Genomic DNA, 21462 nt, shown 5'->3' with positions numbered 1-21462 from the left:
TTCTTACGGGGGAAATAGTTCTTATAAATATTTAAATGCGGGTGTGGTGAAATTGGTAGACACGCCAGACTTAGGATCTGGTGCTTCACGGCATGTAGGTTCGAGTCCTATCACCCGCACTTTTTTTGACGCTTAATGCAAGATGCTGACCGCTTAACGCAGAGACTGCCTCAGCATTAAGCGTTTTTTTTATCCGGCAACCGGCTTCTGAAAATTGCCATTAAGGCGCTAAGTCACCAAGTAACTCCCACATAGCTGCCATTCCTTCGTGCCTTTGTGACTTCATGGCAGAAAATACAAACAAGGAATTATTATTGCTTCATACAAGAACATTTAAACTATTATGGCAACCGTTACCAGAGAAAACATCGGTTTATTGAATGATAAGATCACTGTGAAAGTGAGCCAGGAAGATTATCTTCCCAATTTTGACAAAGCAGTAAAGCAACTCAGCAAAACCGCCAATATACCAGGATTCCGTAAAGGAATGGTACCTGTAGGCATGGTAAAAAAGATGCATGGTCAGGCCATTTTCTCAGATGAAGTACTGAAAACCGTGGAAAAAGAGTTGATGGGATATCTCCAGAATGAGAAAGTGGAAATATTTGCACAGCCACTGTCCCTGGACAAAGAAGCGAAAAATTTCGATATCAATAGCCCATCTGAATACAACTTCGATTTCGAAATCGGTCTGAAACCAGCTTTCGAAGTGACTCCACTTGAGTCCGGAAAGACTACCCTGACCCGTTACAAGATCAAGGCTACCCCGGAAATGCTGAACGAAGAGATTGAGCGCCTGCAGTTAAGAGGTGGTAAATCTGAAGAAGTTGAAGCGATTTCCTCTGAAAATAATGTACTCGGCCTGAATGTTGTTGAAACAGACGCCCAGGGTACTGCTGTAGAGGGTGGTCTGCAGAAAGAAGTTTCTTTCCTCGTAAAGAATTTCTCTGCTGCTACTCAGAAAGAACTGCAGGGTAAGAAAAAAGAAGATAGCATTGTAGTGCTGGCTTCTGCTGCGATCGATGCAGATAAACTGGTGTGGTTCCAGCACGATGTACTGGGTCTGCACGAAGATATCTCTGCGAAATACTACAAACTGACTATTACCAAGGTAGAATTAATAGAAAAAAGAGAACTGAACGAAGAGTTTTTCAAAGAAGTATTCAATGCTGAAGAAATCACTACTGAAGCAGCCTTCCGCGAAAAACTGCAATCAGAAATAGAAAAATCCTGGGATGCCGAAAGCCGCAACCGCCTGCACAACGACCTGTTCGAAGTGCTGGTTCACGAGACGCCTATTGAGCTGCCTAAGGATTTTCTGAAACGTTGGCTGCAGACCGGCGGTGAAAAACCAAAAACCGCTGAAGAAGCTGACAAAGAATATCCAGGTTTTGATCATCAGTTACGCTGGACACTCATCAGCGATAAACTGATCCGCGAAAATCAGCTGGACGTTTCTTTCGACGAGGTGAAAGAAGCTGCTAAACAGAAAGTTATGGGCTATTTTGGTGGCGCTGCTGCTACCGATGGCGCTGACTGGCTGGACAGCTACCTGGAGCGTCTGCTGCAGGATGAGAAATTCGTGGACCAGACCTACCGCGAAATGGTGACCCAGAAATTGTTTGATTGGGCAGAAAATAAGGTAAATGTGAAGGATGAGGAAGTAACAGCCGAAGAATTTGCTAAATTACCTAATAAACATCACCATCATGAACATTAATAACGAATTCAGGAAATATGCCATCCAGCATAGAGGGATCAGCAGCCTGGTAGTAGATAGCTATACCCGTCATCAGATCAATGCCCTGACGCCAAACATCATCGAGGAACGCCCGATGAATATGGCAATCATGGACGTGTTTTCCCGTTTGATGATGGATCGTATCATTTTCATGGGAGACCCTGTAAATGACTACGTAGCGAATATCATTACTGCTCAGTTACTGTTCCTGGAATCTACTGACCGTACCCGTGATATACAGATGTATATCAACAGCCCCGGTGGTAGCGTTTATGCAGGTTTAGGTATATATGACACGATGCAGATCATCGCTCCTGATGTAGCAACTATCTGTACTGGTATGGCCGCTTCTTTCGGCGCTGTACTGCTGGTAGCTGGTACAAAAGGTAAGCGTACTGCGCTGAAACACGCCAGGGTTATGATTCACCAGCCTCATGGTGGTGCGGAAGGTCAGACTTCCGACATCGAAATCACTGCACGTGAGTTCGTTAAGCTGAAAAAAGAGCTGAACGAAATCATCGCTACCCATTGTGGTCAGCCAGTGAAGAAAGTCGAAAAAGACTCAGATCGTGACTATTGGATGACTGCTGATGAAGCAAAAGAATACGGCATCATCGATGACGTACTCACCAGAAATCCAAGAAAACAGCAGGAAAACAACACTCCGCAATAATAGATTACGGAAAAAGCTACATGAAAAAGGGTGCGAAAATGAACTTTTCAGCACCCTTTTTCTATCTAAATTCCCCTTTTAACGTACCTTTGTAAGCTATGAAAGAGTCCAAAATCCGTTGCTCATTTTGCAACCGTTCAAAAGATGAAGTGCAGATACTGATTGCTGGTGCTGAGGGTCATATCTGTGAGAACTGTGTGGCAAACGCGCAGGAAATCATAGAACAGGAGCTGTTTCAGCAACAAGGCAAGAAAGCGCCTTCCCACTTTGTACCAAAAGTGGCGAAGCCGGTAGAGATCAAGAAATTCCTGGATGAATATGTAATTGGACAGGACGACGCGAAAAAAATACTGGCCGTTGCCGTTTATAACCACTACAAACGTCTCAACCAACAGGTTGGTGATGACGATGTGGAGATCGAGAAATCCAATATCATCATGGTAGGAGAAACCGGTACGGGTAAAACCCTGCTGGCTAAATCTATCGCCCGTCTGCTCAATGTACCTTTTACCATCGTAGATGCGACCGTGTTCACGGAAGCAGGTTACGTAGGTGAAGACGTAGAAAGCATCCTGACCCGTCTGTTACAGGTATGTAACTACGATGTCGAGGCTGCTGAACGTGGTATCGTATATATCGATGAGATCGATAAGATCGCGCGTAAAAGCGATAACCCTTCCATCACCCGCGACGTAAGCGGTGAAGGTGTACAACAGGGTCTCCTCAAACTGCTGGAAGGTACCGAAGCACTCGTACCACCACAGGGCGGTCGTAAACACCCTGAGCAGAAACTCATCAAAGTAAATACACAGAATATCCTGTTCATATGCGGTGGCGCATTCGACGGCGTTGACAAGATCATCAGCCGCAGGGTGCAGACACACAGTATCGGCTTCACTGTTAACACTGACAGAGAAGAAGAGAACAAAAAGCACATCCTTCGCTACATCAACTCTCAGGATCTCAAGGCCTTCGGCCTGATTCCAGAACTCCTGGGTCGTCTGCCGGTTGTGACTTACCTGAATTCACTCGATCACGAAGCGCTGAAAGCCATCCTGACCGAGCCGAAAAATGCACTGGTGAGACAATACAAGAAACTGTTCAAAGTAGAAGGTATTGACCTGGTGATCGAAGATGACGCAGTTGGTTACATCGTTGAAAAAGCAATGGAATATAAACTCGGCGCGCGTGGTCTCCGCTCCATCTGTGAAGTGGTACTGAGTGATGCGATGTTTAACCTCCCTTCTTCCAATGAAAGCACCTTTGTACTGACAAGGGCTTACGCAGAAGAAAGACTGGACAAATCCACCCTCGTACAGCTGAAAGTCGCTTAACAAACTTATTATACTAATACTACAGGGAAATAAAAGGCGTTCGTTAACAGCGAGCGCCTTTTTTATTTCTATAAACTATCACGCACGATCATCAGTTGCTCTTCATCACTTCTCACAGTAACCGTATAATAGGAATAACGTCCTTTTATATCCTTCAGCGTCACCTTAAATCTGGCGGTGCTATCTGTCTGGTGAATATGGTACTTCAATGAAAACAGCGTAGGTAATTCATAAGGAGCATGCATGCGCTTATCAGCCGGTTCAATCTTCCCTTCGAGGTTTTTTACAGCAGTAATGCTGATGTTCTTTCCTGAATGCTCCATAACCAGTTCATCCTGCTCACCATAACTGTTTACTTTACGTACGCCAAAAGTCCGCTTGTCTTCTATATGCCCAACCTCCTTCAGAGATAGGTTTCTAAGCCCAAATAAGACCGTATCCTGGTTCCTTAGGGTAATTCTTCCAAGCAGATCAATACTGACCCATTCAGCCTGAATAGTGGGTATATTATCATCAAACATTTCAAACAGGCTTTCCCCATGATAAAACTGACCTTTTGCAGTATCTGCCACCTGTAAAAACAGGGCTGAATCTTTCACAGATAATACTTTCGCATAAACTGGCCGCTCCCGTTCGCCAAAGGCTTTTTTACCAAACCTGAGATAGTCATTTACAACAGCGTGATTAAGTTGTGACCTGATACCGGCGGTATTATCCCAATCTGTCTGCTCACTGTTACCGCTAAAGCTCTCCACCTCTGTCCTTATCATATTGACGCCAAAGAAGACCAGCAAACCAATTAACAGCAGTCCCGGTAACAGGAAAGATATCAACGGCGCACCGGGTTCATACAACTTCCAGAGCGCTTCTTCCAACAGCGGATTCACTTTATATGCTTTTCTCTTATTTTCCTTACTACGGGCAACCCATCCCGCGTCCACCGGCATAACAGGAAGATAAAAGAGATGCATGTAATGTTGTACATACTCAAAGCGGCTGATATCAGCCGGTACATCCATCTTTAATTCGGAAGGATAGATCGTTTTCCTGACATAGGAATTGGTGCCAAAAATGAATAACATAGGTATGGTCTTATTAGGCAGGGAATATTATAGTGAGGTTTGTAAATGACACGTCTTCTGTAATACGTCATAGGATAGGCGTTTCTGTGTAGTACGCAGCCAGTCCTTTGACCAGGAAAGCGAGTGCCACTACGATGATCAGCATCAATGGTCCCAGACAGGCCCAGAGAGAAACACGGGGATGATAGATGGCATTCAGCTGCGCGGCAATATCCTCCGGCAATTTCTCAATCGTATTCTCTTTATTACGTGCATACCAGCCGGCCTTCGTCGGTATCACCGGTATCTGACAGAGGTGAAAGTAATACTGGATATATTCAAGTTGCAACGCGCCAGGCATTGCATCAATGCATCCTGCCTCTTCTTTGGATAGGGCACGCCTGGTAAAATGGCGGATTCCAACAGGTATTCTGCTCATAGGTATAGGGGATTGCTCCGGCAAAAATAGAATATAATTCATACTTACTGCATTTTCTCCTACCTTTAAACTCAAAGCAATACGATATGGACCTCTTAAAAGAACTTCAGGAAAAAGCCGGACTCTCCAATGAGCAGGCAGTGAAAACTTTCGAAATACTGAAAGAGTATGTAAGGGGGAAAGTGCCCGTATTTCTATCAGGTACTGTAGAAAAATGGTTTGCCGATATTGAAAAAAGAGCAGGCACCAGTGGCACAACCGATGAAAGTAAAGAAAATGATTTCCTGGAGCACTAAGCCAGGAGTGAAAGGATAATAAAAGGCCGATCTGTCTGAGACAGATCGGCCTTTTTCCTTTTCGTCCGGTAGTCGATCACATACCCGGGACTCACTAACAGTTAGAGCGATCGTTTATACATTCTTCGCAGGACAAAAAAACATCCGCTTTGTTGAAGCGGATGCTTTTCTTGTGGGTTGCGTAAAAATGTTTCGATTGTCTTTCTTTTTGTTGAAGGTTGATAAATGGTAAAGAGTGATGAATTAACCCAAATTTAACGTTCTTAATCCACAATTCCATCACCCTAAGCCACTAACAGTCATTTTTTTGCAAAAAAAGATAACGATAATCTTCACATTATAATTTTAAAATATAGTTAAACAACTATTTCATAGTGTTGTAACAAGTATTTTACCCTTCAATAATATTTTGATCAGAATATATATTTTGTTGATAAAAAGTTTGAAGTCTGATCATTTACGATACGATTGAGCAAATTTTTGTTCATTTCTGATTGTTTTGTGGCAACCATTGAACGAATCGAAAATGCACGCAATGCATCCGGAACACTCAGTGTACCTTCTGCGGAATCCTTACGTCCTGTGAACGGATATACGTCGGGACCACGCTGACACTGACAGTTGATATTCACACGGCTCACCTGATTCACCAGCGGATCTATCAGCGAAGCCAGTTCGTCTGCATCATTGGAGAACAGACTCACCTGCTGACCATGATCTGATTCGATCAGGTATTCGATCGGTGTTTCGATATCATCAAATGGCAATACAGGAATCACGGGACCAAACTGTTCCTCTCTGTATAATTTCATTTTATTGTTTACCGGATATAACACCGCCGGATACACGAATGATTCGTAGGATGCGCCTCCGTTTTCATTCATGATCTTTGCACCATTAGCAATTGCGTCATCAATACATTCCTTCAGATAAGCCGGTTTCTGCGGTTCCGGCAATGGGGTCAGGAACACGCCTTTTTCCCATGGCATACCAACTTTCAATTGGCTGATAGCGGCACTCAGCTTCTGTAGGAACACATCTGCCACCTTGCTGTGTACAAATACGATCTTCAGCGCTGTACAACGTTGTCCGTTGAATGACAATGAACCCAGTACTGTTTCCTGTACAGCGAGGTCAAGGTCTGCCTTATCAGTGATAATAGCTGCATTTTTAGCATCCAGTCCGAGGATCGCTCTCAGACGGTTTACTTTCGGGTGCATTTTCTTCAGCTGATTAGCCACCCTGCTGCTACCGATCAATGTCAGCACATTGATCTTACCGGTTTCCATCAGCGGACCGATAATGACGTTTCCACGACCATAGATGGTATTAACTACACCTTTCGGGAAACAGCTCGCAAAAGCTTCCAGCAGTGGATAGTGTAATAAAGTACCGTGTTTCGGAGGTTTGAACAATATTGTATTACCCATGATCAATGCAGGGATCAGTGTGGTAAAGGTTTCATTCAGCGGATAGTTGAATGGGCCCATACAAAGCACAACACCCAATGGAGAACGCCTGATCTGGGCGATAATACCCTGTTCAATTTCAAAACGGCTGGAGTTGCGGTCCAGGTCTTTGAGTGCGTCTATGGTCGTGTTGATATATTCGATAGTACGGTCAAACTCTTTAACGGAATCGGCATAGGATTTACCGATCTCCCACATAATGAGTTGAACGATCTCCGCTTTCTTTTCGATCATCCTGCCCGTGAATTTCTCCATACAGACAATACGTTCCGGAACCGGCATTGTCGGCCATTCTCCACGGCCATCATTATAAGCGAGTACTGCGGCATCCAGTGCGGCCATCGCTTCTTCCGGGCCACATAAAGGATAGGAACCGATCACTTTTCTCTCCAGTCCGTTGGCTGTCTGAATACAGATCGGAGATAACACTGTATGCACATCGCCATTCCATGGTTTCATCTCACCACCTGAAAGGTATTCCCGCTGATGTACTTCCTTCTCCAGCCTGTATTCGGCCGGAATTGCGTCAGCTGTAGGGAACATTTGGTGTAATTGTTCTTCAAAGCTCATGACATAGTTAATTTAGTCAGATGAAGATAAGAAAAGGTGTGAAGAGAGTATAGGCCTTATACCCCAGTCTTTGAAATTGATAACTATTTCTTTCTTTCATACAAGAAATAGCATGAAATGGAATCCAATATGGCCGCGTAAACACATAAAAAAACCGCCGGGAAACTCCCGACGGTGTGACCACTTTATACGAATTTGTTCATATTATTTTAATGCTTCGCGGGCAATCACCAGCTTCTGTATTTCAGAAGTCCCTTCACCGATGGTACAAAGCTTAGCGTCGCGGTAGAATTTCTCCACAGGGAAGTCCTTTGTATAACCGTATCCGCCGAAGATCTGTACGGCATCATTTGCCGTCTTTACGGCTACCTCTGAAGCGTAATATTTAGCCATAGCGGCGTGCTGTGTCACCTTCGCTCCTCTTGTTTTACCATCTGCCGCCTGCATGGTCAGTAATTCTGCCGCCATGATCTCTGTGGCCATATCCGCCAGTTTGAAAGAGATCCCCTGGAAACTGGCAATTGGTTTATCAAACTGGTGTCTTTCCTGTGCATATTTCAGCGCAGCTTCATAAGCACCTTTAGCGATACCAAGAGAAAGTGCGGCGATAGAGATACGTCCGCCGTCCAGTACTTTCATAGACTGAATAAAACCATCTCCTTCATTACCCAGCATGTTGGCTGCCGGTATACGACAATTGTCAAAGATCATTTCTGCGGTCTCGGAAGCCCGCATACCCAGTTTATTTTCCTTTTTACCACCACTGAAACCCGGTGTACCTCTCTCCACCACAAAGGCGCTCATTCCATGGCTATCCCTGACATCTCCTGTTCGCGCAATCACGACTGCCACATCACCACTTTTACCATGTGTGATCCAGCATTTGGTACCATTGAGTACCCACTCATCTCCTTCCCGGCGTGCGACGCATTTCATGTTCATGGCGTCAGAACCAGTATTGGGTTCTGTCAGCCCCCAGGCGCCTATCCATTCGGCACTGGCAAGTTTTGGCAGATAACGCTGTTTCTGCTCCTCTGATCCGAATTGCAGGATATGACCGGTACAGAGTGAATTATGTGCGGCCACGCTCAATCCGATAGCGCCACAGATCTTTGAGATCTCGCTGATCACGGTGACATACTCCAGGTATCCCAGACCGCTGCCACCATATTTTTCAGGTACGAGTACGCCCATTAGCCCCAGTTCTCCCAACTGTTTGAATAACTGAACAGGAAAAGATTGATTCTCATCCCATTCGAGGATATAGGGTTGCATATGTGTCTTTCCAAAATCGCGAATCACCTGTGTAATCTGCTGCTGCATTTCAGTGGGCTCAAAGTTCATAATGGGGAATTTTCTGTTTTGATGTAATGTTCAATTTTACGATAAATACTATCATCTACCAATGGTATGCCAAGAAGATCTTCCGGTCGCCTGAAAACCCCGTGGTTACTGCGATACAGTACGATTAACCGCGCCAGTTTATAGCGGATGTATGGATGTTGTGCCAAAGATTTCTCATCCGTCTGATTGAGGTCCAGTTTTTTTAGTGAAACCGTAGACAATCTCAGGTACGGTTGAATTTTATTAAATGTACTGTCTGGCAATCCGAAAGTCTCGCCTATCTGCGCGACAGCATAGAATCCGCCCAGCTTATCCCTGAATTTCACAATGCGTGCAGCCAGCACTGGTCCGATGCCCGGGAGTGCTTCCCATTGCACTGAATCAGCGGTATTGATATCCAGTTCCGGCAGGCGCTTTACTCCTTTGTAAGGTAGTCTGGCGGAAAAGGCGGTTACTGAAGGATGACCGGTGTCTTTAGCCACCACCATAGCTGCAATACGTACGTATGGCAATAACGCATCAGCGAGTGCGGGCGTTAATCCATAGATCCGCAGCAGGTCTTCCTTACGGCGGAATTGTCCTCCCTTTTCCCTGTAGTGCGCGATTGTACGGATAGTGCGTTCCGGTACACCCAGCGCAGACCATCCTGCAGCATCAATTGTATTCGGATCAAAGTAAAATCGCTGCTGATGTTTGCTGCTATCACTTCCTCTAACTGGTGTAACAGACTGCGAAGAGCGGAATGCCCTGACCTCAGCCAGCAAAGTGCTGTCTGCAGTCAGGGCTGCCGGTGGCATACAATACTCCCACAAAGCAGGCGTTCCTGCACAGACAACTGTTACTAATAACAGTAATAAAATTCCCTGCCGTTCTTTTGCTGAAAAGCTGCAATAGGCTTTCCATAACGCCTGCTTCATGGGTTAACGGTTTTAAAGCAGGGCAAGTTATCGCATAAACAACCGGAATTGGTTAATACGAAGTTAAACTCACCTGAGAATAATAGATGCCGTGAGCGCCGGCACACAATCCATTACCTTGCAATGCGCAAATGTTTCTCTGGGCGCCAGTTCAAACCTGATCTTGTCACCGGGACGCAGGCCTTCTCCCAGCGCAGCAGTACCGGCAACGTGTGCTTCAAAAACATGTTCATAACGTGCTCCGTTGTGACAGTTGGTCCAGGCGACGCCATAGTCACGGTTAGTAACTGCCACAACGGTTGTTGTGCAGGACTGGTATACAACGACGCCTTTATAATATTGATCATCATCCTTACGGCATCCGGTGAAGAGCAGACATAAGATGACAGCACATAACAAAAAAGGGGTTGATCGCATATAGATAAAATTTTGAGGTTAATTGCCGGTGATCACAATCGTCTCATAGTTGATGGGGCCACAGTCCCCCATATCACATTTCATCTCTGGCTCTTTCTGAACGATATTAAAGTTAAATTCTGCTTCCGCCGCTATGCCGTTCCTGTTAATGATATTTACACCGATCGCATGTTCGAACGTTTGTTGATCGTGACAGTTGGTCCAATCCGTGCCGATATCTTTATTCAGCACCTGTACAACGGTCGTAGCGCAGGAAGAATAGATGATCTTGCCTCTCAATCCTGTCTGAAGGATATTATTAGCGGGAGTATCATTTTTACTGCAGCCGGCCGATACCATCAGCAGGCCGCTCAGCAGTATCATCGCAGATAAAGGTTTCATGTAAGGGATATTTTAGTCAGTTGTCGGTAATACGTATCGTTGCTGCTCCCAAAGAAGCACCATCCATCACTCAATATCACATTGAGTGCGTGTTCATTGGTTTGCTGATCATGACAATTGGTCCATGTGGCGCCTGTATTGCTGTTAAGTCCCTGTACAGCAACGGTCACACAGGAAGTATAAAGCCCTGCTCTTCTTAATCCCTGTTCTGATGCGGACTGATCGTCATTTTTATCACAGGCCTGGAGAAACAGGAACAGCCCTGTTAATGACAGTGAAACAGATACAGATCGCATAGAAGGGGGATTTCCTGTAAAACGGCCATTGCCGGCAGAAAGTTACAGGATCACTTCCAGGCCGTCATAGGCGAGCGCCATACCATGCGGCAGCTCTGCAGATACCTCTTCATGTAATCCCAGCTGATGACTGATATGTGTAAAATAAACCTGAGGAACGCCCAGTTCTCTGGCAAGTTCGATGCCTTCGTCAAGCGTAAAGTGGGAGATATGTTTTTCTTTTCTGAGGGTGTTCAACACCAGCACTTTGGAGCCGATGATCTTCTTTTTTTCCTCTTCAGCTATAAAGTTGGCGTCAGTGATGTAGGTAAAATCGTTAAAACGGAATCCCATCACCGGCATGCGGTGATGCATTACATTGATGGGAGTGATATCCAGTCCGTTAACATTAAAAGATGCGCTGGTCAGTGTACGCAGGTTCAGTTCCGGAATACCGGGATATTTCTGTTCTGCAAAAGCATAGGAAAACTCATTGCGGATCACCTGCTGACTGAATTCTGTCGCATAGATATCAATGGCCCGCTGCTGGAAATAATTGAAAGCGCGGATGTCGTCCATCCCCGCTATATGGTCCTTATGTGAATGGGTGATCAGCACAGCTTCCAGGTGTTTTACACCGGCTCTGAGCATCTGATAACGGAAATCCGGTGTGGTATCTACCACAATATTGCCAGCGGGCGTATCACTGATCAGGATGCTGCTGCGAAGACGCTTGTCCTTTGAGTTGGAGGAGGTACAGACCTGACAGCCACAGGCGATTACAGGTACGCCCTGTGATGTACCTGTGCCTAAAAAGGTTACTTTCAATTTTCTGAAGGTTGTTCGGGTGAAGGTGATTTTTCTTCGGCGTTGTCTTCCGCTTCCGGCGCATTCCTGTTTTCCAGTACCTGTTTGTACAGTTTCAGGGACTCTGGCGACAGCATCGTTTCATCCAGTTCCATGCCACCAAGGATATCAAGGAGGGTATTGATACGACCTTCCAGGTTCAGGAATTTGTTAACTACAACCACCTTCTTGTGCTCAAGTACACAATAGCCTGAGTTGAACGTTCCTTTTTCAAAACGCAACTCATACTTAGCCTCTCCAAATATTTTTTCGAGGCGGGTCAGGTTATTGGGCGTGACTTTAAAATTCATTCAACAAAAATAAGGAAAAAGCCGGGAGCTCCTATTTACTCACCAGTCTGGCCACGGGTACGATCACTTCTTCCAGTGAAATACCGCCATGCTGGAAAGTATTCCGGTAGAAATTAACGAAGTAGTTATAGTTGTTAGGATAGCAGAGATAGCCGTCTTCTTTCGCGAAAATATAAGAGGAATTCACGTTCGGCCTTGGCAATCCGGCTTCCTTCGGATCTCTGAACGCCAGTACTTCCTTTGCCTCATAGTTGAGGTTACGGCCATGCTTGTAACGGAGATTGGTCGTTGTCTGCTTGTCTCCAATCACTTTGATCGGCGTTTTTACGCGTACGTTACCATGGTCGGTTGCTATAATAAGGTTTATCTTCTTTTCAGAGAGTTTTTTCAGGGCCTGGTGCAATGGAGAATGTTCAAACCAGCTGGCAGTAATAGAGCGGTAAGACATTTCATCTGCAGCCAGTTCCTTCAGCACTTCCATTTCGGTACGTGCATGACTGAGCATATCCACGAAATTGTATACAATGACATTCAACGGATAGGCCATCAGGTTGTGAATATTGTTCACCAGGTGCTGTCCGTCGTTATGGGTGGTCACCTTGGTGTAGGAAAACCGGGGATCCATCTTCAGGCGGCGCAACTGATCGGCCAGGAAGTGTTCTTCATACAAGTTCTTCCCTCCTTCCTCATCATCATTTTTCCATTCCTGCGGGAAACGGCTTTCGATATCTACCGGCAGCATACCTGCGAAAATGGCGTTACGGCTGTACTGGGTGGAGGTAGGCAGGATACTGTAAAAAGTATCTTCATGCACTAAACGGAACGATTCCAGGAAGATCGGCAGAATGGCCTTCCACTGGTCCAGGCGCAGGTTATCTATTATAATGACAAAATTGGCGACTTCGCTATCGAGAGCGGGCACGATCTTATCCCGGAACAGCGTATGCGACATAACAGGCGCTTCTTTGGCCTTTGGACTTACCCAGCTGGCGTAGTTACGGCTGATAAATTTGGCAAACTCCGTATTGGCTTCCGCTTTCTGGGTATTCAGTACTTCCAGCATTTCGGGACTGTTGGTTTTACCCATTTCCATCTCCCAGTATACCAGTTTCTTATAAATATCCATCCATTCATTGTAGTCAGGGTTGGAGTTGAGTGCCATAAACAGGCTACGGAACTCCTGCTGGTAAGCGATGGTGGTCTTTTCAGCCACCAGGCGTTTGTTGTCGATGATCTTTTTGAGGGACAGGAGCACCTGATTGGGGTTCACCGGTTTGATCAGGTAATCCGTGATCTGTGAACCAATCGCTTCGTCCATTACATTCTCTGCCTCATTCTTGGTGATCATTACCACCGGGATCTGCTGATCGATCTCTTTGATCTTGCCCAACGTTTCCAACCCGGTTATACCCGGCATAGACTCATCCAGGAGAACCACATCAACGACCTGCTCCTTCAGGAACTCGAGCGCGTCATACCCATTAGTGAGTGCTGACACCTTGTAGCCCTTTGTTTCCAGAAACATGATCTGCGATTTAAGTGATTCTATCTCATCATCTACCCAAAGTATATTTATTTGACTCATTCAAGTAAGGTATTTATAGTAAGGTAAAGAATAGTTGGCGCTGACAACTATCGTACTCAAGTTAACATTTCATTTGGTCAAAAACCGTTCCTCCGCCTTTCAGGGGACACAATAAATTGTTAAAAAACAACATGTTCCGTAAGCTGTCGTCAAATATTAATAATTTCGATCATAAAAATAGTTAAAATAGTGGGTAAGATAGGGGAAAGACTTCCCTCGTGCGTCTATACATTAGAAAAAGTTACAGATAATAATTCCTTAACGTAGCTTTGTCTAGCTAAAGGAGAACGGTCAATGGCAGAACGCAAGCGTAAAATTGTAAACGATCCGGTATATGGTTTCATTACGATCGACCATCCACTGATCTTTACATTGATTTCCCATCCTTATTATCAGCGCCTGCGCAGGATCCATCAGATGGCGCTGGCGCATCTGGTTTATCCGGGCGCAATGCATACCCGTTTCCATCACAGTATGGGGGCCTATCATCTGATGTGTTGTGCGCTTTCTGAACTAAAGGGGAAGGGAGTGGATATCACAGAAGAAGAAGAGGTTGCTGCAAAGATGGCCATACTTTTGCATGATATAGGTCATGGACCGTATTCACATGCACTGGAGAATGGCATTATTGAAGGCGTATCGCACGAAGAGATCAGCCAGTGGCTGATGGAGGAGCTGAACAGGGAAATGGACGGGGCACTGACGCTGACGATAGAGATATTCAACGGCCGGTACCATAAGACGTTTTTGCACCAGCTGGTATCCAGTCAGCTGGATGTGGACAGGATGGACTACCTCAACAGGGATAGCTTTTATACGGGTGTTTCTGAGGGGGTGATCAGCTACGACAGGATTATAAAGATGCTGACGGTCCACCGTGGAGAGCTCATGGTGGAGGAAAAAGGGATCTATTCGATAGAGAAGTTCATTATAGCGAGGAGGCTGATGTACTGGCAGGTATACCTGCACAAAACAGTACTAAGTGCAGAGAATCTGCTGGTTAAGATCTTGCGCAGGGCCAAAGAACTGGCTTTACAGGGAGTTTCTCTCTTTGCTTCGCCGGCTTTGCAGTATTTTCTATACCATAATATAACCGCGGCCAATTTTGAGCAGGAACCGTCCTGTCTGCAGCAGTTCTGCCTGCTGGACGATTATGACATCATGGGCGCCATCAAAGTCTGGACGCAGCATCCCGACAAAGTGCTCTCTTTGTTATGTAAATGGCTCATTGACAGGAATTTATTCAAATGCATCCTGAACAGTGAGGCATTTGACATGGAAAGTATCCAGCTGCTGAAACAAAAGGTACAGCGGGAATATGGCATCAGTGGCGCTGACCTGGATTATTTTGTTTTTACCGGAACTGCCTGCCTCAGTACATATAATATGAACAACGAGAAGATTAATATTCTTTTTAAAGACGGCACTGTAAAAGACATTTCCTCCATTGACAACCCACTGATTAGTCATACGCTGGCTATACCCGTAAAAAAATTCTACATTTGTCATCCAAAAATCTGATGAATGGCTAATTATCAATTAAGAATAAAAAAAATACGATAGGCGGAACAGAGTGTTTTGATAGCTGGTCAGATTCGGATAACATTATTAATTAATAACTATGCAGTTTAGCGCATTACAATTGGCTACCATGTTGGATGGTAAGCTGGAAGGCAACCCAGACGTAAAAGTGAGCAACATCGCCAAGATCGAAGAGGCGGGTGAAGGGATGCTCAGCTTTATCGCCAATCCTAAGTACGAAGAGTTTATCTATACGACCAATGCCTCCATACTGATAGTGAATGAGAGCCTTGTAACGGAAAAACCTGTAAAATCGACGCTTATCAGGGTAAAAGACGCCTACAGCGCCTTCGCCCTTTTACTTGAAAAATATAAGCAGATCATGAGTAATAAGACGGGTATTCAACAGCCGTCTCATATTCCTGCGTCTGTAAAGACCGGACAGAACGTTTTCATTGGTGCTTTTGCCTACCTGGGTGAGAATGTCGTGCTCGGTAACAATGTGAAGATCTACCCTGGCGTATACCTGGGAGATAATGTGATCGTACAGGATGACTCTACCCTCTTCCCGGGTGTAAAGGTGTACGAGAACTGTGTACTGGGTAGCCGTGTAATACTGCATGCCGGTTGTGTGATAGGAGGCGATGGTTTTGGTTTCGCACCGCAGCCGGACGGTACCTATAAAAAAGTACCACAGATCGGTAATGTCATCATTCATGATGATGTTGAGATCGGCGCCAATACCACTATTGACCGTGCAACCATGGGGTCTACCATCATCCGTCAGGGCGTAAAACTGGACAACCTGATCCAGATCGCGCACAACGTAGATGTAGATACCAATACAGTGATCGCGGCACAGACTGGTATTTCCGGTAGTACTAAAATTGGTAAGAACTGTGTAATTGGTGGTCAGGTTGGTCTGGTTGGACATATCCAGCTGGCTGATGGCACCAAGATCAATGCACAGAGCGGCCTGTCTAAATCTATTGCAGAACCGAATTCAGCCCTGATGGGATCTCCTGCTTTTGATTATAAAAGCTCCTTAAAAAGTCAGGCAATTTTTAGAAATTTGCCCGATCTGGAAAAACGTGTGAAGGAATTGGAAGACATGGTAAAACAACTGCTTTCCGTGCGGGAAGGTGTTTGATGATTAAGTAGGACAAACAGTTATAGCAAAATATGGATAATCAACAGTCGTCTAATCAACACACGATTAAAGACCCAGTTACAATATCGGGTGTTGGTTTACACACAGGAGCCCATGTAAATATGACTCTGAAGCCGGCTAATCCCGGTTATGGTATTAAGTTTCAACGTGTGGATCTGGCAGGGCAACCTGTAGTGAAAGCCGATGTAGATTATGTTGTGGATACATCCCGCAGCACGACGCTCGAACACAATGGCGCCCGCGTAAGTACTATAGAACACATTATGGCTGCGCTGGTTGGTACCGGAGTAGACAACGTACACATCGAGATCGATGGTCCTGAGATTCCTATTATGGATGGTAGTTCCTACCCTTTTATCCAGAAAATAGAAGAAGCAGGCATTGCAGAACAGGATGCAAAAAAAATATGGTATACAATTGATACCAACATCAGCTTCTACGACGATAAAAAGAACGTGGAAATGGTGGCATTACCAGCCGTTGACTATCGCATCACCTGTATGATCGATTTCAACTCGCCGATATTAGGTACTCAGCATGCTAATCTCAACAGCCTGCAGGACTTCAAACAGGAAGTAGCGCAATGTCGCACCTTTGTGTTCCTGCACGAACTGGAATACCTGATATCCAATAACCTGATCAAAGGCGGCGATATCAACAACGCCATCGTAATCGTAGATAAAGCGGTAAGTGAAGAACAACTGGGCCACCTGGCAAAAGTGTTCAACCGTGAACATATCAGCGTAGCACAGCGGGAAGGTATCCTGAATAATATTCAGTTGCACTACCCGAACGAACCGGCACGTCACAAACTGCTGGACATCGTGGGTGACCTGGCACTTGTAGGCGTTCCGATCAGGGCGCATATCATCGCAAACCGTCCCGGACACGCTTCCAACGTTGAGTTTGCCCGTAAGATCAAGCAATATATCAAGAAGAACAAGCATATCAAGGATATGCCTGTTTACGATCCTAATAAACCAGCTGTTTTCGATGTACCACGTATCGAAAGAACACTGCCGCACCGTTTTCCGATGCTGCTGGTGGACAAGATCATCGATCTTACTGATACGCAGGTGGTAGGTATCAAGAACGTTACGTTCAACGAGCCATTCTTCCAGGGCCACTTCCCGAGTAATCCGGTAATGCCGGGTGTCCTCCAGGTGGAAGCACTGGCACAATGTGGTGGCATTCTTGCACTCAGCACTGTTCCGGACCCTCATAATTACGATACCTACTTTATTAAGATAGACAACTGTAAGTTCAAACAGAAAGTAGTTCCGGGAGATACCATGATCCTGAAGATGGAATTACTGAGTCCTATCAGAAGAGGTATAGTGGAAATGAGAGGAACCGTATTTGTAGGTAACAAGGTAGTTACTGAAGGTGACCTGACCGCTCAAATCATTAAAACAAGAGAAAGCTAAACCATAGCAATGATCCATCCGCTTACTTACATTCACCCGGACGCTAAGGTGGCGCCAAACGTGAAAATCGATCCGTTTACCGTTATTCACAAAAATGTTGAAATCGGTGAAGGCACCTGGATCGGTTCTAACGTCACCATTATGGAAGGCGCAAGGATCGGCAAGAACTGCCGTATCTTCCCCGGGTCTGTAATTTCCGCTATCCCGCAAGACCTCAAATTTGCTGGCGAAGACACTACAACTGAAATCGGAGACAACACCACCATCAGAGAGTATGTAACCATTAACCGGGGAACCAAAGACAAATGGAAAACCGTTATCGGCAAGAATTGCCTGATCATGGCCTATAGCCATATTGCTCACGACTGCGAAGTTGGTAACAGCTGCGTATTCTCCAACAGCACTACCCTGGCAGGTCATATCACCGTGGGCGACTACGTGGTGCTTGCAGGCATGGTAGCCGTACAGCAATTCTGTAAAATTGGCGATCATGCCTTTGTTACAGGTGGCTCCCTGGTGAGAAAAGACGTACCGCCTTTCGTAAAAGCAGCCCGTGAACCGCTGTCTTACGTAGGTGTAAACTCTATCGGTCTCAAAAGAAGAGGTTTCTCGCTCGAAAAGATCAATCACATCCTTGACATATACCGTGTGATATTCGTGAAAGGATACAAGCTGTCAAAAGCGATCAGTATCATCGAAGCAGAATATCCTGCCACTGACGAAAGAGACGAAATACTTTCCTTCATCCGTGAATCCGGCCGGGGCATTATGAAAGGTTATACGTCACTAGCCGGCGACGAATGAAAATAACGCTCGACCAGACAGGCAAACGCTTTAACTACGACTGGATCTTCCGTCGTGTATCCGCTACCTTCGAACAGGGCGGACGATATGCCATACTGGGTCCCAATGGCTCGGGAAAATCTACTCTATTACAGGTTATAAGCGGTCACCTTCACCAGAATGAAGGCACCGTTACCTATAGCACACCGGAAGAACTGCTCAGTCATGATCAGTTTTTCCGGCATTGTGCCATCGCTGCTCCCTATCTTGAACTGGTGGAAGAATTTACACTCGCAGAAAGCCTGCAATTCCACCTGCAGTTCAAAAACTTCATTCCCAATATTACTCCCGCTGATGCTGTGGCCGTTGTAGGCCTGGAGAAATCCATGCATAAACAGGTCCGCAACTTCTCATCCGGCATGAAACAGCGTCTGAAACTGGCACTGACCATTTTCTCTGACGTACCCGTATTGCTGCTGGATGAACCCTGTACCAACCTGGATGCCGCAGGTATCCGGCTTTATCAGCAACTGATCACGGACTATAGCGGCGACCGCATGATCATTGTCAGTTCCAATGATGAACAGGAATACTTCATGTGTCCCAACCAGATCAGAATACAGGATTATAAATAAGCTCCCCCCTCAGGTAGCAGCCCCGATAGCTGCTGCTTATGTCTTGTTTCTTATATTTGATCATTAACTTACTTACTCAATATGCAAACTGCCAGTAAAAAAGTAATCAATGGCTGGGCGATGTATGACTGGGCGAACTCAGTGTACAACCTGGTAATTACCACCACTTTTTTCCCTATTTACTTTACCTCAGCAACGCATTCTGCTGAAACAGGCGACAATGTCTCCTTCTTTGGTAAATACTTTGTCAACTCTGCACTCTATGACTATGCAATGGCTGCTGCATTTATACTGGCCGCTTTGCTGTCACCTATCCTCTCCTCTATCGCCGATACGAGAGGTAATAAGAAAAGATATCTGATGCTGTTCACCTGGCTGGGTGGATTAAGCTGTATTGCCCTGTACAATTTCCGGGGCGGTAATGTAGAATATGGCGTCATCTTCTTTATCCTCGCAACGCTTGGCTATTGCGGCGGACTGGTATTCTATAACTCCTACCTGCCTGAACTGGCAGCTGTCGAGGACCGTGACCGTATCAGTGCCAAAGGTTTCGCCATGGGATATATCGGTAGCGTGATCTTACAGCTGATCGGGTTTGTGCTGGTAGCAGTAAAACCATTTGGTCTCAGTGACGGAGACGCTGTACGACTGACTTTCCTGCTCACCGGTATATGGTGGATCGGCTTTGCCCAGATCACCTTCCTGCGTCTGCCTGCATCTAAGGGTACCATCCAGGAACATAAAGCAGGTGCATTGACTGAAGGTTTTAATGAGCTCAAGAAAGTATATGCACAGGTAAAGACCATGCCTGTACTGAAAAACTTCCTGCGTGGCTTCTTCTTTTACAGCATGGGTGTCCAGACCGTAATGATGGCCGCTACTATCTTTGGCAGCCAGGAATTACACCTGCCTTCCACCAACCTGATCGTAGCAGTTGTCGCGATTCAGGTGGTAGCAATACTGGGGGCCTGGGGTATGGCTAAGCTTTCCGGTAGATTTGGTAACCTCCCCGTACTGATGGTCGTGATCGTATTATGGATCGGTATCTGTCTGGCCGGCTACCGTATGCAGACCGCTAACGATTTCTATATGCTGGCCGTTGCCGTAGGTCTGGTGATGGGTGGTGTACAATCCCTCAGCCGCTCTACTTATGCGAAGCTGATGCCGGAAACAGAGGATACCACCTCCTTCTTTAGCTATTATGACGTAGTGGAGAAATTATCCATTACTGTCGGCCTGACCACCTTTGGTTACATCCACGAACTGACCGGCAGTATGCGTAACTCCGTACTGGCACTCATCGTTTTCTTTGTGATCGGATTGATCTGGCTGTTTTCAGCACAGAAAAAACAAAAAAGCCTTGCTGCAAAAAGCTGAAATTCACGAACTTCAGCAGGCAATCAACTGACAACACCATGAAGTTATATACAATAGAGACAGGCAATTTTAAACTGGATGGTGGCGCTATGTTTGGCGTTGTGCCTAAAAGTATCTGGAATAAGCTGAATCCGGCGGATGAAAACAATATGTGCTCCTGGGCCATGCGTAGTCTGCTTATTGAGGACGGCGACCGCCTGATCCTGATAGACACCGGTATCGGTAATAAACAGGATGAGAAGTTCTTCAGCCACTATTACCTGCATGGTAACGACTCGATCGACAGTTCACTGGCAAAACATGGTTTCAGCCGCAATGACATTACAGACGTATTTCTGACACATCTGCATTTTGATCATTGCGGAGGTTGTATAGAAAGACAGGGTGATCAACTGGTACCTGCATTTAAAAATGCAGCCTACTGGAGCAATGAGGAACACTGGCAATGGGCGACCAAACCAAATGAACGTGAAAAAGCCTCTTTCCTGAAGGAGAACATCCTCCCTATCCAGGAAAGTGGTCAGCTGAAATTTATTCCCAGAGAAGAAGGCATTCCTTTCAGCAATGATTTTAATGTCCGTTTTGTACATGGTCATACTGATTCCATGATGCTGCCACAGATTCAGTACAAGGATAAAACGATCCTGTATATGGCCGATCTGTTACCCAGCAAAGGACATATTCCCATCCCTTATATCATGTCTTACGATATGTTCCCGATGACAACCCTTCAGGAGAAAAAAAATTTCCTCCAGGAGGCCGTCGAGAATAAATATATTCTGTTTTTTGAACACGATCCTGTAACAGAGTGTTGCACTGTGCAGATGACCGACAAAGGCATCCGTGTAGCAGATACATTCAGACTATCTGATGTATAAGTAGTGCCATA

Annotated in this window: 22 protein-coding genes and 1 tRNA gene; 12 read left to right on the top strand and 11 right to left on the bottom strand. The window is 45.6% G+C overall.

Annotation, left to right across the window (positions count from 1 at the left end; translation table 11 throughout):
* Positions 1–37 precede the first annotated feature (37 nt).
* From BMZ72_RS19970 to clpX, 4 genes are all read left to right on the top strand, one after another.
* A tRNA-Leu gene (locus BMZ72_RS19970) sits at positions 38–119 on the top strand.
* 224 nt (positions 120–343) lie between these two features.
* Positions 344–1720 carry a trigger factor gene (locus tag BMZ72_RS19965; protein ID WP_089811443.1) on the top strand — a complete coding sequence of 459 codons (1377 nt, stop codon included), beginning with the start codon at positions 344–346 and terminating at the stop codon, positions 1718–1720.
* The gene (gene clpP / locus BMZ72_RS19960) at positions 1710–2414 is read left to right on the top strand and encodes an ATP-dependent Clp endopeptidase proteolytic subunit ClpP (protein WP_012788968.1); all 705 of its coding nucleotides are present in this window, start codon (positions 1710–1712) and stop codon (positions 2412–2414) included. The genes BMZ72_RS19965 and clpP overlap by 11 nt, the downstream gene beginning before the upstream one ends.
* A 98-nt stretch (positions 2415–2512) precedes the next feature.
* The gene (gene clpX, locus BMZ72_RS19955) at positions 2513–3748 is read left to right on the top strand and encodes an ATP-dependent Clp protease ATP-binding subunit ClpX (protein ID WP_089811442.1); all 1236 of its coding nucleotides are present in this window, start codon (positions 2513–2515) and stop codon (positions 3746–3748) included.
* 68 nt (positions 3749–3816) lie between these two features.
* On the opposite strand, the gene BMZ72_RS19950 is transcribed toward clpX, so the two are convergent.
* Entirely contained in the window at positions 3817–4830 is a 1014-nt protein-coding gene (locus BMZ72_RS19950; protein WP_089811440.1) for a hypothetical protein, read from the bottom strand.
* Between the two features lie 67 nt (positions 4831–4897).
* Complete coding sequence (locus tag BMZ72_RS19945; protein WP_089811438.1) at positions 4898–5248, bottom strand: hypothetical protein; 351 nt, start codon at positions 5246–5248, stop codon at positions 4898–4900.
* An 86-nt stretch (positions 5249–5334) separates the two neighbouring features.
* Here BMZ72_RS19945 and BMZ72_RS19940 point away from each other — a divergent pair, with 86 nt between their 5' ends.
* Positions 5335–5544 (top strand): hypothetical protein, encoded by a 210-nt coding sequence (locus BMZ72_RS19940; RefSeq protein ID WP_012788964.1) that lies wholly within the window; start codon positions 5335–5337, stop codon positions 5542–5544.
* Between the two features lie 413 nt (positions 5545–5957).
* On the opposite strand, the gene BMZ72_RS19935 is transcribed toward BMZ72_RS19940, so the two are convergent.
* The 9 genes from BMZ72_RS19935 to BMZ72_RS19895 all read right to left on the bottom strand — a co-directional run bounded on the left by BMZ72_RS19935 (position 5958) and on the right by BMZ72_RS19895 (position 13659).
* Positions 5958–7583: an NADP-dependent glyceraldehyde-3-phosphate dehydrogenase gene (locus BMZ72_RS19935; protein WP_089811436.1), complete on the bottom strand. Its 1626-nt coding sequence runs from the start codon at positions 7581–7583 to the stop codon at positions 5958–5960.
* A 204-nt stretch (positions 7584–7787) separates the two neighbouring features.
* Positions 7788–8927 carry an acyl-CoA dehydrogenase family protein gene (locus BMZ72_RS19930; protein ID WP_089811434.1) on the bottom strand — a complete coding sequence of 380 codons (1140 nt, stop codon included), beginning with the start codon at positions 8925–8927 and terminating at the stop codon, positions 7788–7790.
* Positions 8924–9844, bottom strand: coding sequence for a ComEA family DNA-binding protein (locus tag BMZ72_RS19925; protein ID WP_089811431.1), 921 nt, complete (start codon positions 9842–9844; stop codon positions 8924–8926). Before BMZ72_RS19925 ends, BMZ72_RS19930 begins: the two co-directional genes overlap by 4 nt.
* 69 nt (positions 9845–9913) lie before the next feature.
* Positions 9914–10261, bottom strand: a complete 348-nt coding sequence (locus BMZ72_RS19920; RefSeq protein WP_089811429.1) for a hypothetical protein — start codon at positions 10259–10261, stop codon at positions 9914–9916.
* Between the two features lie 18 nt (positions 10262–10279).
* Positions 10280–10642 carry a hypothetical protein gene (locus BMZ72_RS19915; protein WP_089811427.1) on the bottom strand — a complete coding sequence of 121 codons (363 nt, stop codon included), beginning with the start codon at positions 10640–10642 and terminating at the stop codon, positions 10280–10282.
* A complete protein-coding gene (locus BMZ72_RS19910; RefSeq protein WP_089811426.1) occupies positions 10639–10938 on the bottom strand; it encodes a hypothetical protein in 300 nt (99 codons plus the stop codon). The genes BMZ72_RS19915 and BMZ72_RS19910 overlap by 4 nt, the downstream gene beginning before the upstream one ends.
* Positions 10939–10980: 42 nt before the next feature.
* Positions 10981–11745: an MBL fold metallo-hydrolase gene (locus BMZ72_RS19905; protein ID WP_089811423.1), complete on the bottom strand. Its 765-nt coding sequence runs from the start codon at positions 11743–11745 to the stop codon at positions 10981–10983.
* Positions 11742–12074: a hypothetical protein gene (locus BMZ72_RS19900; protein ID WP_089811421.1), complete on the bottom strand. Its 333-nt coding sequence runs from the start codon at positions 12072–12074 to the stop codon at positions 11742–11744. The genes BMZ72_RS19905 and BMZ72_RS19900 overlap by 4 nt, the downstream gene beginning before the upstream one ends.
* 31 nt (positions 12075–12105) lie before the next feature.
* Positions 12106–13659 (bottom strand): T9SS response regulator signal transducer PorX, encoded by a 1554-nt coding sequence (locus tag BMZ72_RS19895; protein ID WP_089811419.1) that lies wholly within the window; start codon positions 13657–13659, stop codon positions 12106–12108.
* 294 nt (positions 13660–13953) lie between these two features.
* On the opposite strand from BMZ72_RS19895, the gene BMZ72_RS19890 reads away from it, so the two are divergent.
* The 7 genes from BMZ72_RS19890 to BMZ72_RS19860 all read left to right on the top strand — a co-directional run bounded on the left by BMZ72_RS19890 (position 13954) and on the right by BMZ72_RS19860 (position 21451).
* Positions 13954–15180: an HD domain-containing protein gene (locus tag BMZ72_RS19890; RefSeq protein ID WP_089811417.1), complete on the top strand. Its 1227-nt coding sequence runs from the start codon at positions 13954–13956 to the stop codon at positions 15178–15180.
* A gap of 100 nt (positions 15181–15280) precedes the next feature.
* On the top strand, positions 15281–16330 hold the full coding sequence (gene lpxD / locus BMZ72_RS19885; protein WP_089811415.1) for a UDP-3-O-(3-hydroxymyristoyl)glucosamine N-acyltransferase: 1050 nt from the start codon (positions 15281–15283) through the stop codon (positions 16328–16330).
* A gap of 32 nt (positions 16331–16362) precedes the next feature.
* Positions 16363–17778: a bifunctional UDP-3-O-[3-hydroxymyristoyl] N-acetylglucosamine deacetylase/3-hydroxyacyl-ACP dehydratase gene (locus BMZ72_RS19880; protein WP_089811413.1), complete on the top strand. Its 1416-nt coding sequence runs from the start codon at positions 16363–16365 to the stop codon at positions 17776–17778.
* Between the two features lie 9 nt (positions 17779–17787).
* Complete coding sequence (lpxA, locus tag BMZ72_RS19875; protein ID WP_012788952.1) at positions 17788–18582, top strand: acyl-ACP--UDP-N-acetylglucosamine O-acyltransferase; 795 nt, start codon at positions 17788–17790, stop codon at positions 18580–18582.
* Positions 18579–19196 carry an ABC transporter ATP-binding protein gene (locus BMZ72_RS19870; RefSeq protein ID WP_089811411.1) on the top strand — a complete coding sequence of 206 codons (618 nt, stop codon included), beginning with the start codon at positions 18579–18581 and terminating at the stop codon, positions 19194–19196. Before lpxA ends, BMZ72_RS19870 begins: the two co-directional genes overlap by 4 nt.
* An 81-nt stretch (positions 19197–19277) precedes the next feature.
* On the top strand, positions 19278–20573 hold the full coding sequence (locus BMZ72_RS19865) for an MFS transporter (RefSeq protein ID WP_089811409.1): 1296 nt from the start codon (positions 19278–19280) through the stop codon (positions 20571–20573).
* 38 nt (positions 20574–20611) lie between these two features.
* Positions 20612–21451, top strand: coding sequence for an MBL fold metallo-hydrolase (locus tag BMZ72_RS19860; RefSeq protein ID WP_089811406.1), 840 nt, complete (start codon positions 20612–20614; stop codon positions 21449–21451).
* The last annotated feature ends 11 nt before the right edge of the window (positions 21452–21462 follow it).

The organism is Chitinophaga sp. YR627, from assembly GCF_900114995.1.
Lineage (GTDB): Bacteria > Bacteroidota > Bacteroidia > Chitinophagales > Chitinophagaceae > Chitinophaga.
The sequence above is the reverse complement of the archived record's forward strand: the minus strand, read 5'-3'. Positions and strand labels throughout refer to the sequence as shown.

What these genes read in the sequence shown, in the direction of transcription:
- lpxA (WP_012788952.1), top strand. Translation starts at nt 17,788, where the DNA reads ATGATCCATCCGCTTACTTACATTCACCCGGACGCTAAGGTGGCGCCA.
- lpxD (WP_089811415.1), top strand. Translation starts at nt 15,281, where the DNA reads ATGCAGTTTAGCGCATTACAATTGGCTACCATGTTGGATGGTAAGCTG.
- BMZ72_RS19940 (WP_012788964.1), top strand. Translation starts at nt 5,335, where the DNA reads ATGGACCTCTTAAAAGAACTTCAGGAAAAAGCCGGACTCTCCAATGAG.
- BMZ72_RS19965 (WP_089811443.1), top strand. Translation starts at nt 344, where the DNA reads ATGGCAACCGTTACCAGAGAAAACATCGGTTTATTGAATGATAAGATC.
- BMZ72_RS19890 (WP_089811417.1), top strand. Translation starts at nt 13,954, where the DNA reads ATGGCAGAACGCAAGCGTAAAATTGTAAACGATCCGGTATATGGTTTC.
- BMZ72_RS19895 (WP_089811419.1), bottom strand. Translation starts at nt 13,659, where the DNA reads ATGAGTCAAATAAATATACTTTGGGTAGATGATGAGATAGAATCACTT.
- BMZ72_RS19880 (WP_089811413.1), top strand. Translation starts at nt 16,363, where the DNA reads ATGGATAATCAACAGTCGTCTAATCAACACACGATTAAAGACCCAGTT.
- BMZ72_RS19910 (WP_089811426.1), bottom strand. Translation starts at nt 10,938, where the DNA reads ATGCGATCTGTATCTGTTTCACTGTCATTAACAGGGCTGTTCCTGTTT.
- BMZ72_RS19860 (WP_089811406.1), top strand. Translation starts at nt 20,612, where the DNA reads ATGAAGTTATATACAATAGAGACAGGCAATTTTAAACTGGATGGTGGC.
- BMZ72_RS19945 (WP_089811438.1), bottom strand. Translation starts at nt 5,248, where the DNA reads ATGAGCAGAATACCTGTTGGAATCCGCCATTTTACCAGGCGTGCCCTA.
- BMZ72_RS19915 (WP_089811427.1), bottom strand. Translation starts at nt 10,642, where the DNA reads ATGAAACCTTTATCTGCGATGATACTGCTGAGCGGCCTGCTGATGGTA.
- BMZ72_RS19925 (WP_089811431.1), bottom strand. Translation starts at nt 9,844, where the DNA reads ATGAAGCAGGCGTTATGGAAAGCCTATTGCAGCTTTTCAGCAAAAGAA.
- clpP (WP_012788968.1), top strand. Translation starts at nt 1,710, where the DNA reads ATGAACATTAATAACGAATTCAGGAAATATGCCATCCAGCATAGAGGG.
- BMZ72_RS19870 (WP_089811411.1), top strand. Translation starts at nt 18,579, where the DNA reads ATGAAAATAACGCTCGACCAGACAGGCAAACGCTTTAACTACGACTGG.
- clpX (WP_089811442.1), top strand. Translation starts at nt 2,513, where the DNA reads ATGAAAGAGTCCAAAATCCGTTGCTCATTTTGCAACCGTTCAAAAGAT.
- BMZ72_RS19865 (WP_089811409.1), top strand. Translation starts at nt 19,278, where the DNA reads ATGCAAACTGCCAGTAAAAAAGTAATCAATGGCTGGGCGATGTATGAC.
- BMZ72_RS19930 (WP_089811434.1), bottom strand. Translation starts at nt 8,927, where the DNA reads ATGAACTTTGAGCCCACTGAAATGCAGCAGCAGATTACACAGGTGATT.
- BMZ72_RS19900 (WP_089811421.1), bottom strand. Translation starts at nt 12,074, where the DNA reads ATGAATTTTAAAGTCACGCCCAATAACCTGACCCGCCTCGAAAAAATA.
- BMZ72_RS19935 (WP_089811436.1), bottom strand. Translation starts at nt 7,583, where the DNA reads ATGAGCTTTGAAGAACAATTACACCAAATGTTCCCTACAGCTGACGCA.
- BMZ72_RS19950 (WP_089811440.1), bottom strand. Translation starts at nt 4,830, where the DNA reads ATGTTATTCATTTTTGGCACCAATTCCTATGTCAGGAAAACGATCTAT.
- BMZ72_RS19920 (WP_089811429.1), bottom strand. Translation starts at nt 10,261, where the DNA reads ATGCGATCAACCCCTTTTTTGTTATGTGCTGTCATCTTATGTCTGCTC.